The organism is Candidatus Bathyanammoxibius amoris (assembly GCA_024451685.1).
GTDB lineage: Bacteria > Planctomycetota > Brocadiia > Brocadiales > Bathyanammoxibiaceae > Bathyanammoxibius > Bathyanammoxibius amoris.
Genome location: JAMXCW010000003.1, coordinates 1 through 12721, shown reverse-complemented (window position 1 = coordinate 12721; position 12721 = coordinate 1). Strand labels below are relative to the sequence as shown.

Genomic DNA, 12721 nt, shown 5'->3' with positions numbered 1-12721 from the left:
ATTTGGGAGGGGGGATTTCTTAGGGGGACTGGTAGACCCGGGACCTCTCGAAGTCCCTCGACAGCACTTCCCCGACTATGATGAGGGCCGTCTTTTTTATGCCTTCACGTTCTACGTCTTCCGCCAGCCTTGAAAGAGAGGTGCGCACTATCTTTTCTTCCTTCCACGTGGATTTATAGACCACGGCGACGGGGCAGTCCGGGCCATATGACGGGAGGAGTTCTTCAACTATTTTTTCTACGTGGCCTGCGCTCAAGAAGATACACAGTGTGGACTTTGACTGCGCGAGCACTTTAAGGGATTCCTTTGCAGGCACGGGTGTCTCACCCTCCACCCTGGTAATAATTACGGTCTGCGAGACACCGGGGAGTGTTAACTCCTGTTTCAGGCTGGCTGCCGCGGCCACAAAGGAGCTGACCCCCGGCACCACCTCATAAGCAATACCCATATCGTCCAGCGCCTTCATCTGTTCCTGGATGGCCCCGTAAATAGACGGGTCACCCGTGTGCAGCCGGGCTACGTCCTCGTCCCTTTCCTGCGCCTCCTTTATCACCTTTAGCTGCTCCTCGAGGCCCATGCCGTGTGTGTTATAGTGCCTCGCGCCCGGCCCTGTGTACCCTAATATCTCTTCATTAACCAGGGAGCCCGCGTAGAGGCAATAGCCGACCTTGCCAAGTATCTTTTTCCCCCTCACGGTGAGCAGTTCAGGGTCTCCGGGGCCAGCGCCTATAAAGTAGACCTTCATGCATCCCTCCCTTCACTGGTTTTTTCTGGAGACCTTATAGAGTTTCCTGGCCATAGAAGTAAGCCGCTCGTCGTCCTCAACACCATCGACCCAGTCCCGGGGGATCCCGTCCTTTCCGTTAAAGGCCCCGCTCATGCTGCCGGCAACGGCGGCAGTTGTGTCGGTGTCCAGTCCACCCAGGACGGCATTAACCACTGTGCTCTTGAAATCGCGGGGTGAGGACAGGAAACAAAACACCGCGCTTGCCACGGTCTCCACAACATAGCCGGACGTGCCCAGCACCTGCAGCGCCTTTTCGTTAGTGGCATTATCCTTTAAGAGTGCCTCCGCCCTGGCCAGGTTTTCTGATACTGTTGAGTCCCCGATAAATTCCCTTGTGTCAGTTATAAGGGTGTCCAGGTCAAGGTCAAGGTCCCCTTTGGCCGCCCTTGCCACGATATAGGCCACCGCCGTCGCGCCGGCCACGGCCTCCGTGTTATCATGTGTTATCACTACTGCCTGCCGGACAGACTCTTTCAGTGCGGATATATCGTTATAGTAAAACAGCCCCACCGGGGCGATTCTCATGGCACCGCCGTTGCCCGCGGCGTACTCCCCCGTTGCCCCGCTTTTCTGCCAGGAGCGGCCCTGTTTCAGTCTTTTCATTGACAACGCGGTAGCCGCGCCTATTCCCCTGAGGTCACCCGAATCAAACCACTCAAGGAATTTTCGCGCGGCGTCCTCCGGCTCTAACCCACCCGAATCTATAAGGCTCTTCAGGTGGCAGATGGTCATGTGCGTGTCGTCTGTATACTGGCCGGGTCCCAGCCCCCTGCGCGGTGATGCCGACAGGAAGACCTTATCCTTCCAGTGCTCCCTTATCTTGTCAGGGGACCAGCCTTCGAAGGGCATCCCCATGGCATCGCCAATGGCCACCCCCAGTACGGAACCGATAAACCTGTCTTCTGTTTCGATGGAATCAGTCACCATTGCCTTTCGCAGCTCTTGTAGAACCTGTATTTTCACGGTGGCTATGCTTCCGGTGTGTCTTGACGATTATTACGGACATATAGCCCTTGCCGCTGCCCTTTAGCGTGCTGACGTCGCGTGAAACGTACTCATTCGCAAGCCCCACGTGCGAGGCGAATATGGACGTCCCGGCAAGGCCCGTCTCCTCAAGGAGCGTTATTACCTTGTCCAGCCTCTTCGCCACTTTTAGGAGGACTACGGTGTCGAAGTCCTTAAAGACGGGTCTCAATTCCTCCACGTCGTCAGACACAGGTATGACGGCGATTTTTTCGCCTCTCTGGGCGAGGGGCAGGTTCACAAGGCTTGCCGCGGCGTTAAATGACGTGATACCCGGTATGGTGTGGATGTTGTCCTCAGGGATCATCTCCCTAAGGCACCGCAGTAGATATACATACGTGCTGAAGGTCAGCGCGTCGCCTATCGTAAGAAAGGCCACGTTCCTTCCCTTGGACAACTCGTCCCTAATCGCCCCGGCGGCGTCAAGCCAGAACTCCTGCAGCTTATCCGCATCCTTTATCATGGGAAAGACCTTTTCCACCACTTTTTTACCGTTTATTATCGGCTGTACGATCTCCAGCGCCATACTCTCCTCTTTGATGCCCGCCTTGGGGACGAACACCACGTCTATCTCCTTGAGGACGCGCAGGGCCTTGAGGGTGAGCAACTCCGGGTCTCCGGGGCCGATACCGATGCCGTAGAAATTACCTAGCGTGGGGGAGGACATAGATCAAGCGCAGCCTTCTGAGACAAAAATCATCACGTTTATACCGTCTGCATTTGCCCTGCTGAGGGATGAGAGGTCGTACTCTTTAACCTTTTCGTTTCCCAGCGAAAGGTTTTCACACAAATAGACCTTTTTGTCTTTTACACCGCCCCTCTTCAGGGCATGGCATACAATCTTCGGGCTCATTGCAGTGTCGTTAAGGACGGCCACTTTGTCATGTGCCTTGACGGCCTCTACCAGGCTATTCAATTCCGTCTTACGGCCATGAAGGCTTATGAAACGGGCATCGCTCCAGTGCTGCCTTATTGAGGCGAAGGCAAGCTGAACGGAGCTTATCCCGGGTATTATATCGCAATGTTCTTTTCCCAGTCTGTTAACAACCAGCTTCGCATAACTAAAGAAGCCGGGGTCACCGCTGACAAGCACGGCAACCTTCTTTCTGGCGCTGAGTCTTTCTATCTTACCCAGCAGGACCCTGTAATTTCTGCCAAGGACGAGTTTTTCGACCCTCACCTCTGGGAACAGGTTTAAGAGTCTCCGGCTGCCCACAACCACGTCCGCCTCCTTGATGCGCTTGAGGGCCCCCACCGTCATATAGCTTATGCTGCCGGGACCACAGCCTATTATGGCTACGTTGTTTGCAGGCTTTTTTGCCAATCCCCCGCCCCTTTCGAAATAGCTGTAAGTCTCATCTGCATGTCGAAGAGCACCGCCCCCGTCTCCACACCCGGGCCAAGAAGGTCTCTCGCCTTCTCTTCAATTATATTTGCAACATGCTCCATCATAAAGAGTTTATCACATTTTTTTAACTGCTGGATTATGCCCTCTACGGTGGGAGAGTCCTTGACAACCTCAATAATAGACTTCTCCAGACCATTTTCCTCAAGAATTTTGATGACGGCGTCCATGGCCGGCGGCGACTTCATGCTGTGCGTATCCAGGTCGCCGCGGATGAATTTGGCAAGTTTGCCGGGATGGCCCGCAAGTATTATCCTCCGGAATTTCCTCTTCCTTGCCTCGATGAGCATAAACCCCAGGTAATTGCCAATCTGCACGACCTGTTCGGGAGCCACCTTGAACGTCTTTTGAAACGCCTTTTCCCCCAGGTTCCCGGGCACGAGTACGACCGTCTCGTAACCCATAGCCCCGGCCACATCCAGGGCACATACAAGGGAAGTCTTGAAACTCTCCTGTGACATTGGACGTACAATGCCCGTTGTGCCTATTATGGAGATACCCCCTATAATGCCCAGCCTGGGATTAAACGTCTTTTCCGCTATCCCCTCCCCGCCCGGTACGGAAATGGTAACGCTGAGGCCCATACCTTCCGGAATGAACTCACTTACCGACGCCCTTATCATCTCTCTCGGTACAGGGTTTATGGCCGCTTCTCCCGGAGGCATCCGGAGCCCGGGTTTGGTTACCCTGCCCACACCATCGCCACCGTTTATCACGACACCATCTTCCTGACATTGTTCTACCCTGGCGACTATAAGGCACCCGTGGGTAACGTCAGGGTCATCTCCCGCGTCTTTCCTGACGGCACACCGGACAAACTCTCCCGGTCTAAATTCTTCTTCCAGCACCTCCAGCCTTGCGACTACACCTGAAGGGGTAACCACTTCCACACTGCCGGGCACGGAACCCGTGGTCAGCCCCAGCGCCGCCGCCCGTGCCGCCCCCGCGGCGCACGTGCCGGTAGTAAAGCCGTAACCAGGACTAATCCGCGGTTTATTCAGGGTCTTTCCTCCCGGGCCATCCGCAAAATGGCGTTTACCGCGGCTACGGCCACAGTACTCCCGCCCCTCCTGCCACGGTTTGTGATAAAAGGTACGGGTACCGTCTCCAGCTCTTCCTTTGATTCCACCGCGCCCACAAACCCGACCGGCACACCAACTATCAGGGCGGGGTTTATCTTTCCCTCATTTACAAGCCTTACGACCTCCATTACGGCAGTCGGGGCATTACCAATGGCTATTATGCCCCCTGAGACCGCGTCGGCGGCGGCCCTCATTGCGGCGGCCGCCCTTGTGCTTCCCGCGGACTCGGCCTCCCGCACCACTTCGGGGTCCGATATCCTGCAAATTACTTCCACACCAAAACGGGAAAGAATTTTTTTGTCTATCCCCGTCTGAACCATGGTGACGTCCGTCAAAATCGGCCTGCCGGCCCTTACGGCCTCAATGCCGGAACTCACCGCATCGGGATGAAATACCAGCGTCCTGGCCAGTTCCGGGTCTCCCGTGGTGTGGATTATCCTCTGTACGACGGGCCTGAAGTCTTCGGGGAATTGTTCCAGGTCTACCAGCTCACTGAGTATCCTGAAACTTTCTTGCTCTATTTCTTGCGGTTTCAGTTGCGTGTATTTCGTACCCGTGGCGGCCCTCCCGTTATCGCTCGCGCCTTCTATTCTTTCAACCACCATCTGGGTGGTCCTGCCGTCAATGCCCAGGTGTTCTGTTACTACTATTTCTACGCCGGGGTGTTTCGACCTCTGCTTCTCTATCTCTTCGGGTATGTCCTTCCGCATGTGGTTGCCAGGGAAAAGCAACAGGGGGACGACCATTACCTTTTTTGCGCCTCGTTTAATCACTCCCTCCACCGCGGAGGCAAGGCCTGGTTCATTAAACTGCAGGAAAGAGGGCTCCACCTCATCCCACCTGCCCATGGCCCTCAACCCCTCTATTACGCCGAAAAATTCCTTGTTGGCACCCTTTGCCCTGCTGCCGTGGGCGACAACCACCACTGCCGTCTTCATACCTTGTTCGCCCTCTTTGCGGAAGTAAGTAGTCTTAGAACCATCTCCGGTCTACCGGCGAAGTGCGTATGCGTGTACGACGCGAGGATATTGTCTCCAAGAATCCCGTCGGGTTTTCCTTCCTCGCCCGGCTTAGAGATTTCATAAGCAAATTTAGTGCTTTCCGGTATGTCTTTGAGGGTTGACCAGTGGAATACGTGTCCCCTGAAGGTCTCCCCCCTCTTACAGAGGATGTTATCATTTCGAGATTTTACGCTGACATAACCCAGGTCCTGTCTCCTGCTGGTCATCTGTGAAGTGCCCGGGAGTATACCGCTCATCTTAAATGAACTGCCCTCAAAGTCAATCAGTCTTTCAAGAAGGTACATCATGCCGCCACATTCGCCGTATATCACCACCCCGTCACCGGCGGCCGCGCGCATCGCTTCTCTCATGGCGCCGTTTGATTCAAGTTCTCCGGCATAGAGTTCGGGAAAACCACCTCCTATGTATATGGCGTCAATGTCCGGCGGAAGTGTCCTATCCTTGAGCGGGCTGAACGGTATGAGTTCGGCCCCAAACTGCCTCAAAAGCCTCAGGTTGTCCTCATAGTAGAAGCTAAATGCCTGGTCCCTGGCCAGGGCCATGCGAACCGGAACCCTGTCGCCCGGACGACAGGGAGTCTCCACCGCAGGCGAAGGTATCTCCGGGGCCGAGCCTGCGATATCCACGATGCGTTCAACGTCCACACCTCCCAGTAGCTCCGCCAACCCCGCGTAGAAAGCGGCGTCGACCGCGCCCCCGCTGTGAGGTATGAGGCCAAGATGTCTCTCCGGTATGGTCAACCCTCTGTCTCTTTCCATATAGCCGAGTACAGGCAGGTCGCAGTGCCCTTCAATGGGGGCCTTAAGGAATTCGAGGTGTTTTTTACCGGAAACGTTGTTCAGTATGACACCGGCGAGGGGGGTCTCCCGGTTAAACTCCTTATACCCCATGACCAGGGCGGCAACGCTCTGCGCCAGACCTCTGGCATCCACCAGCAGGATAACCGGCGCGCGCAAGAGCCTTGCCATCTCGGCCGTGCTGCCCGTGCCGGAGCCGTCCCTGTGCCCGTCATAGAGTCCCATAACACCCTCAATGACGGATACGTCTGCATCTGACGCCGCACGCGAAAAGCTCTCCAGGCAGGCGTCACCACCCATCATCCAGGTGTCGAGATTGTGCGACGGCCTTCCGGTGACGGCGGTGTGGTGGCTTGGGTCTATATAATCAGGCCCTGTCTTGAACCCCTGGACACTGAGGCCCCTCTTCCTCAACCCCGCCATAAGGGCCAGCGTGAACGTGGTCTTACCAGCCCCGCTGTGCGTGCCGGCTATCAGTATCCGGGGGAGTCTTGACATATATTCATCTCTAGACTATGACGACAATGGCACTTAACGTAAGTCCCAACCCAAGCGCCAGAAAGGAGGCCACATAGGCCACGTTTACGGCCTCTTTAATCCTATCAATATTAAGCGCGTTCTTCGGCTCACCAATAAGGGGCTTATCGGACACTACGCCCCCGTAGGTGCTCGGCCCGCCAAGCTGTACACCCAACGCCCCCGCGAACGCCGCCTCAGGTATGCCGCTGTTTATGCTGGGATGTCTGCGTCCGTCCCTCGTGGCTATGCATATGCAGTCCCAAAACGGTTTACCGCATATACAAGAACTTATGGCAATCAGCCGGAGAGAAATCCGTGCGGGTACGTAGTTTGCGAGGTCATCCAGGCGGGCTGATGCCCAGCCGAATCTCAGATATCTATCGTTGCGGTACCCCACCATAGAGTCAAGCGTGTTTACCGCCTTATACGCCATGGCCGCGGCGGGTCCTCCGAGTGCGGCGTAGAAGATGGGTGATATGACCCCGTCTACGGTGCCCTCTGCCACGCTCTCCACGCAGGCCCTGACCACCTGTGACTCGTCAAGGTCTTCTGTATCCCTGCCCACTATACGGGAAAGCCTCTGCCGGGCCTTAATTATGTCTCCCGTCTCCAGCGCCGAGATGACGGCCCTCGCCTCGTCCGCAAGTGACTTCACCGATATTGTAAAATAAATCGTGATGCTGGCGACAATGAAATACAACATCAGACCGTAATGGCTGGACGTGGATAACACCCAGGAGGTTAAGAAATACGTGGCCGACACTACGGAGACGGTCAGGATAATACCCGAAAGCCTCTCCGAGGGCAGCCTGCGCAGAGGAGATTCGGCCCATTCTATTACCCTGCCGATGGCCCTGACCGGATGGGGCATGCCACGCGGATCTCCAATAACCAGGTCAATTATAAAGGCCACCAGTAGCGGGAGCGTCGCTGCCTCTAGCATCTATTCTTCCTTGTTCCCTTCGTAGCGATAGTCATCAGGAACGCTTCGCCTCCAGCATCTTGTAGATAACGTCCATCCTAAGATTATCCCGCACGACGTCGGCCAACCGGTCGTACGCCTCCTCTTTCAGGGCCTGTGAGGACAACTGTATTTCGCTGTCTTCTTGCGCCACGCCGTTCGTGCCCCTCAGATAGTTAATTAACTGGCGGCGGAATTCGTCATTATCGAAGAGTCCATGCAGGTACGTGCCAATCACCCGGCCGTCGGCCGACACCGCGCCGTCAGCGATATCAACCGGCCTGCCGCCGCGCTCTATTATCCTGAGCAGCGGTTTACTGCGGCATTCCGAGTCTCCCATGTGAATCTCGTAACCGCTGAGCACACCGTCCACCTGGAACGGGAGGGGGCCATGCTCGTCCATAACGGCCTTGACCTGAAAGGTCTGCTTATCCTTCAAAAATCTGGTAGAGACGTCGAGGAGATTAAGTCCCTCGGTGTAGTTTTGATTGGACTCCACAAGCCCCGCATCTTCAATACCCGTGCCGAGCATCTGATACCCGCCGCAGATGCCCATTACCATCGCACCGTTACGGGCACGGCTGGTTATTGCCTGTGCCAGACCTTTTTTCCTTATATATTGAAGGTCCTTAATCGTGCTCTTCGTGCCTGGCAGGATTATTAAATCCGGCTGGCCAAGTGTCGCCGGGTCATCCACGTATCTTAGCCCCACGCCTTTCTCTTTTCCCAGGATATTGAAGTCTGTGAAGTTAGAGAGCCTGGGCAGCCTGATAACCGCGACGTCAACGTCGTCCCCGTTCCGTCCGCCTTTACCGGTATTACGGCGGTCATCCAGCCAGACGGAGTCTTCCTCGTCCAGACCAATATCCCTCAGGTACGGTATGAGCCCTAAAACGGGAAGGCCCGTTCGTGATTCGAGCATCTCCAGCCCGTCTTTGATGAGCGCAGGGTCACCGCGGAACTTGTTAAAGATAAAGCCGCCTAGCCTGGCCCTCTCGTCCTCCCGAAGCAGTTCAAGCGTGCCCACTATCCAGGCAAACGCGCCGCCCCTGTCCACATCCGTCACCAGCAATACAGGTGCGCCGGTCAGCTCTGCCACCTTCATATTCACTATATCGTTGTTTTTCAGGTTTATCTCCGCAGGGCTGCCCGCGCCTTCTATCACTATAATGTCGTATCTTTCACTCAGGGTCTTATATGCCCCGGTAACCGTATTGAGCATCTCTCCCCTTGCGGCGAAGTACTCCTTTGCCGTCATATTCCCTATCGCCCTGCCCATAACAATTACCTGTGAACCCGTATCGGCCGTGGGCTTCAGCAGGATGGGGTTCATCTCTACTGACGGCTCAATGCCGGCGGCCTCGGCCTGAACCACCTGTGCCCTCCCCATCTCGCCGCCGTCGCGGGTCACGTAAGAATTCAGGGCCATGTTCTGGGCCTTGAAGGGGGCGACCCTGTGGCCGTCTCTTTTAAATATACGGCACAGCGCGCTTGCTATCAGGCTCTTACCGACGCTCGAACCCGTCCCCTGTATCATTATCGCTCTGGCGCTCATTTTACCGCTAACCCCTTGAGGACGGTTTCAAGGCAGGACAGCAGCCGCATATTCTCTTCACGGTTCCTGACCGCCACACGAAAGTGCCTGTTACCCAGCCCCTTGAAATTGGAGCAATCCCGGATGAGTATCCCCATCCTGATAAGGGCCTCCTGAAGCTCCCGTGCCGTAAGGCCTTCATCGGTTATTTTGACGAGGATAAAGTTCACGCTTGGACGCAGCGGTTTGAGACCGTCTATTTCTAAAAGCTCCTGATACAAAAAATCCTTTTCGGCGGATACAAATTCCCTGCTCCTGGTTATGTGGCGTCTATCCTCCAGGGCCGCCAGTCCCGCAACCTGCGCCAATGTGTTTACCGTCCAGGGTTCCTTGACCGCCTTGATTCGTTCTATCACCTCCGGATGTGCCACCATGTAACCCAGCCTGAGCCCCGGGAACCCATGGAACTTTGTCATGGAACGCAGGACGATGATGTTTCTCACCCCGCCGGCGTCAGGAAGTACGCTGAAGTCGTCATTCCCCTCCACAAAGTCCATAAAGGCCTCGTCTATGACGATATACATTGAGGGAAGGCGCCCGGCCAGTGATAATATCTCATCCCGTCTTGTCAGGTATCCGGTGGGATTGTTGGGGTTGCACAGGTACGTAACAACTGTGCCTCCGCCCATCTCCGCACCGGCGAGGGCGGGATGGTTAAAGTCGCATTTAAACGTCTCTTCGTCACACATAACTTCTTTAACACGCGCCCCCGAGTTCCTGAGCGCGCGGGCATAGTCGCTGTAAGTGGGTTCAAACACCAGGCCGGTATCCGGTCTAAGGGCGCGCGGAATGAGATAAATAAACTCGGTCGAGCCGTTCCCCACCAGCACCTGTTCTTCTTTGTGATGGATTTTCCCTGCGATTGCGCTTCTGAGGCTGGAGACATTTATGTCGGGATAATGCAGAATAGCCCCGAATTCCAGGGCAATCTTCTTCGGCAGGTCAGGGGAATAACCAAGCGGATTGATGTTCGCACTGAAATCTATAATCTCATCGGCCTTGAGCCCGTACGCCGCGCACGCCTGGGCAATCTTGCCACCGTGGCCGTCAAAAATATGTGTCACCCGTTCATACCCCTCACGCATGAATACACGAAAAGTGCTTACAGCACATTATATAGGCAGGTCATAGTTAGTCAACGCAGTTACTGCTACGGATATCAGGCAAGGGGTTTCGCCGGCTAATCAGGTATGATTCTTCTCGCTTCAAGCCTGGACGCCCTCAGGGTTTTTTAAAGGTTTCTCCTTTACAATTGGTGCAATAACACTTAGCATTTCTTTATGTGCCGGAGGCTACCTTCTAACTGTTTCTGAAATGAATAAAACATTTAAAAAAATAATCAATGGATTGATACCAACTGCTATATTGGTGATTCTCGCGGTTGTAGTCGTTGTCTTGTCCCAACCTGTTGAACTGGTTGAAGCGCAAAACATACCCTCCAGCAAACTCACTGCCGAGGGCGAAATCGCTCCCCTCACGCCTACCCCCGACAAACTCACTGCCGAGGGCAAAATCGCTCCCCTCACGCCTACCCCCGACAAACTCACTGCCGAGGGCAAAATCGCTCCCCTCACGTCTACCCCCGGCAAACTCACTCCCGCCGGCAAAATCGCTGCTCCCATCACGCCTACCCCCGGCGAACTCACTCCCCTCAGCAACATCACTGCTGATGATGCACAGGCAAGTTCATCAAACACACTCAGTATAGATAATCAGTCAGGGAAAGTTCTATATATTTCTGTTAAAAGAGCTGATAATAATAAATGGCTGGATTTTTCTACAAATCCACCTACATGGGGATCTACAACACTTGGTCCCAATAATAGACACAAAATCACAGGATCAACTGACTCCATATCATTAATTGATCCTGGAATTAAGTCTGGTAATGTTTTTGTGACTACCTTCGTGCCGACAGGTGTACCCAGCTTAACTTCAACGCAGATTTGGGACTTTTTTGAATATAACACCGGCGGTATCTGGGATATCTCTGCAGTTGATGCCGTTGGCATACCTATGGCCCTGGAATTTAAAACAAGAAAAACTGGCTGGAGAGATATACCTAGAGACTTTATAATGGGAAAATTTGTAAATCTACCGTCACCATTCAACTCACCAGGGGCAATAATTAGAGATGGCGGTACTATTGTAAGGGCATTAGCTCCTACACAAGCGGGAAATAAGAACTATTTGCCAAGCAATACAACAGTACTAGATAATGCAATGGATGTCGGTTTTCCCCAGTTTATTACTAATTCACAAGGCCTTTCTATTAGTTCAGGCCAATGGACATTTACAGATTTTAGCTGGGATTCAAGTTCTAGATCTCTGTCATTTAAAGCTAATGGTACAAAATTTACAATAGGTGGAGGAACAGGAAAAAATGCTTTTTCAAGTATAAATGTAATATCTACTGCAATGACAGAACCTAATAACGCAGCTGGAAGATTTATTGCTCTCATTGAGACTGCAATCAACAGAGGTGTTCTATATAATCCGCGACTGTGGGGCCAGAATGACAAAACATTTGGAGGAATTGCAGGATTTCCATGGAATTACTACCAGGACATTGAAGGCAGCAATGCCAATCAGTATAACCGTTATTCAGAAACAGTACATCAATGGAGTATTAACGGAAGGAATTACGGATTGGCCCACGACGATCTTTATAAGAGAAGTTCATCGATAACAATTCCTCCAGGTGAACCTGTAATTTTACATATATGGAAGTTCACAGGATCAGATGGTTCAACACCTATAACATGGCCAAACCATAACTACCTGACAACATTAGGAATACCTCCGCAAGTAATAACCAATCTAGGATTTGTATATGTCAATAAGAACCAACAACCCGAGTATGTAATTCCTGATACTGTAAATAATATTCCATCTGTAGGACTACCTCAATTTACAGATATTCAATTTTCGAAACATCTAGGTAAATTATTAAATATCGATATAGTTAATAGAAAAGTTCTAAATCCAAACGACTGGGAAAACGGAGCCGGTGTGCTTATTACAAAAACGTTCTTCCAGCTTGTATTTCCCGCAGACTTTGGGCCTTAAGGATCTCCTGCTGGCATATAATTTTTTAAATTTTTGCAGTTATAAAAAAGCTGCTTGGTTAGCCTTGACCAGCAGCTTATATTTTAGAAATATCTAAGCGTACAAATCTGGCCGGTACAACGAAACCCGGGTTCGGCTGGAATTTATCAATCAGTTATTTAAACTCCTCGGCTGGGACATTTACAACAAGAGGGGTCGTGCGGAAGCATACACGGACGTTGTCCACGAAGAATCAATAAAAATAGGAGACAAGGCTAAAGCTCCTGATTACTGCTTCCGTGTAGGGGGGACACGCAAGTTCTTCCTTTAAGCCTGGACGCCCTCAGGGCTTTTTAAAGGTTTCTCCTTTACGATTAGTGCAATAACAATTAGCATTTCTTTATGCGCCGGAGGCTACCTTCTAACTGTTTCTGAAATGAATAAAACATTTAAAAAAATAATCAATGGATTGATACCAACTGC

Annotated in this window: 11 protein-coding genes; 1 reads left to right on the top strand and 10 read right to left on the bottom strand. The window is 52.8% G+C overall.

Annotated features, from left to right (window positions below):
* Positions 1–19: 19 nt before the first annotated feature.
* Genes cobM through cobD form a run of 10 tightly spaced genes read right to left on the bottom strand, consistent with a single transcriptional unit; the run spans position 20 to position 10254 of the window.
* Positions 20–745 carry a precorrin-4 C(11)-methyltransferase gene (gene cobM, locus NOU37_02555; GenBank protein ID MCQ4574115.1) on the bottom strand — a complete coding sequence of 242 codons (726 nt, stop codon included), beginning with the start codon at positions 743–745 and terminating at the stop codon, positions 20–22.
* A 12-nt stretch (positions 746–757) separates the two neighbouring features.
* The gene (locus tag NOU37_02550; protein MCQ4574114.1) at positions 758–1714 is read right to left on the bottom strand and encodes an ADP-ribosylglycohydrolase family protein; all 957 of its coding nucleotides are present in this window, start codon (positions 1712–1714) and stop codon (positions 758–760) included.
* The gene (cobI, locus tag NOU37_02545) at positions 1704–2477 is read right to left on the bottom strand and encodes a precorrin-2 C(20)-methyltransferase (protein MCQ4574113.1); all 774 of its coding nucleotides are present in this window, start codon (positions 2475–2477) and stop codon (positions 1704–1706) included. Before cobI ends, NOU37_02550 begins: the two co-directional genes overlap by 11 nt.
* A 3-nt stretch (positions 2478–2480) precedes the next feature.
* Entirely contained in the window at positions 2481–3134 is a 654-nt protein-coding gene (gene cbiE, locus NOU37_02540; GenBank protein MCQ4574112.1) for a precorrin-6y C5,15-methyltransferase (decarboxylating) subunit CbiE, read from the bottom strand.
* Positions 3107–4201 carry a cobalt-precorrin-5B (C(1))-methyltransferase CbiD gene (cbiD, locus tag NOU37_02535; protein MCQ4574111.1) on the bottom strand — a complete coding sequence of 365 codons (1095 nt, stop codon included), beginning with the start codon at positions 4199–4201 and terminating at the stop codon, positions 3107–3109. The genes cbiE and cbiD overlap by 28 nt, the downstream gene beginning before the upstream one ends.
* 11 nt (positions 4202–4212) lie before the next feature.
* Complete coding sequence (locus NOU37_02530; protein ID MCQ4574110.1) at positions 4213–5235, bottom strand: precorrin-8X methylmutase; 1023 nt, start codon at positions 5233–5235, stop codon at positions 4213–4215.
* Entirely contained in the window at positions 5232–6614 is a 1383-nt protein-coding gene (locus tag NOU37_02525; protein MCQ4574109.1) for a cobyrinate a,c-diamide synthase, read from the bottom strand. Before NOU37_02525 ends, NOU37_02530 begins: the two co-directional genes overlap by 4 nt.
* Before the next feature lie 10 nt (positions 6615–6624).
* On the bottom strand, positions 6625–7578 hold the full coding sequence (cbiB, locus tag NOU37_02520; GenBank protein MCQ4574108.1) for an adenosylcobinamide-phosphate synthase CbiB: 954 nt from the start codon (positions 7576–7578) through the stop codon (positions 6625–6627).
* A 34-nt stretch (positions 7579–7612) separates the two neighbouring features.
* On the bottom strand, positions 7613–9151 hold the full coding sequence (locus NOU37_02515) for a cobyric acid synthase (GenBank protein MCQ4574107.1): 1539 nt from the start codon (positions 9149–9151) through the stop codon (positions 7613–7615).
* Positions 9148–10254, bottom strand: coding sequence for a threonine-phosphate decarboxylase CobD (gene cobD, locus NOU37_02510; GenBank protein MCQ4574106.1), 1107 nt, complete (start codon positions 10252–10254; stop codon positions 9148–9150). Before cobD ends, NOU37_02515 begins: the two co-directional genes overlap by 4 nt.
* Before the next feature lie 250 nt (positions 10255–10504).
* On the opposite strand from cobD, the gene NOU37_02505 reads away from it, so the two are divergent.
* On the top strand, positions 10505–12259 hold the full coding sequence (locus NOU37_02505; GenBank protein MCQ4574105.1) for a beta-1,3-glucanase family protein: 1755 nt from the start codon (positions 10505–10507) through the stop codon (positions 12257–12259).
* Positions 12260–12721: the final 462 nt, after the last annotated feature.

Coding starts and splice junctions, on each gene's coding strand:
- NOU37_02525 (MCQ4574109.1), bottom strand. CDS start 6,614: ATGTCAAGACTCCCCCGGATACTGATAGCCGGCACGCACAGCGGGGCT.
- NOU37_02550 (MCQ4574114.1), bottom strand. CDS start 1,714: ATGGTGACTGATTCCATCGAAACAGAAGACAGGTTTATCGGTTCCGTA.
- NOU37_02515 (MCQ4574107.1), bottom strand. CDS start 9,151: ATGAGCGCCAGAGCGATAATGATACAGGGGACGGGTTCGAGCGTCGGT.
- cobI (MCQ4574113.1), bottom strand. CDS start 2,477: ATGTCCTCCCCCACGCTAGGTAATTTCTACGGCATCGGTATCGGCCCC.
- cobM (MCQ4574115.1), bottom strand. CDS start 745: ATGAAGGTCTACTTTATAGGCGCTGGCCCCGGAGACCCTGAACTGCTC.
- cbiB (MCQ4574108.1), bottom strand. CDS start 7,578: ATGCTAGAGGCAGCGACGCTCCCGCTACTGGTGGCCTTTATAATTGAC.
- NOU37_02505 (MCQ4574105.1), top strand. CDS start 10,505: ATGAATAAAACATTTAAAAAAATAATCAATGGATTGATACCAACTGCT.
- NOU37_02530 (MCQ4574110.1), bottom strand. CDS start 5,235: ATGAAGACGGCAGTGGTGGTTGTCGCCCACGGCAGCAGGGCAAAGGGT.